1 protein-coding gene is annotated in these 785 nt (G+C 43.1%); it reads left to right on the forward strand.

Annotated features, from left to right (window positions below; all coding sequences use genetic code 11):
- On the forward strand, positions 1-785 hold a 785-nt coding region (locus tag ACRCJ0_RS16965), incomplete at both ends, for a phosphoglycerate kinase (protein WP_431391326.1).

Genomic DNA, 785 nt, shown 5'->3' on the forward strand with positions numbered 1-785 from the left:
CACTCGTTTCGAAGATGTAGACGGTAAGAAAGAAAGCAAGAACGATCCTGAATTAGGTAAATACTGGGCTTCATTAGGCGACGTATTTGTTAATGACGCATTCGGTACTGCCCATCGTGAACATGCTTCTAACGTTGGTATCTCAAACAACACCGAAGCTGTTGCTGGTTTCTTAATGGAAAAAGAAATCCAATTCTTGGGCGATGCTGTTAACGAACCAAAACGTCCATTCGTTGCAATCTTAGGTGGTGCGAAAGTATCTGACAAGATTTCAGTAATCGAATCATTACTAAACAAGGCTGACAAAGTCTTAATCGGTGGTGGTATGGCTTATACATTCATGAAAGCTCAAGGATACGAAGTTGGTGGCTCTTTACTTGAAGAAGACAAAATTCCATTGGCTAAGGACTTAATAGAACGCGCAGGGGACCGTTTGGTATTACCAGTAGACTTTGTTGTAGCTGATGCTTTTGACAACGATGCAAACACTGATGTTGTTGATGTTGACGGTATCCCGGCTGACTGGCAATCACTTGACGTAGGTCCTAAGACTGTTGAGTACTACGCAACACAAGTTGCAGATGCTAAAACTGTTGTTTGGAATGGCCCGATGGGTGTATTCGAAATGCCAAGTTTCGCAAAAGGTACTAACGGTGTTGGTGAAGCTATCGCTAACTTAACTGATGCAACAACTATCATCGGTGGTGGAGACTCAGCTGCAGCTGCTTACCAATTAGGTTTAGCTGACAAATTCTCACACATTTCTACTGGTGGTGGGGCATCAT

Source organism: Aerococcus sp. L_32 (genome assembly GCF_050689315.1).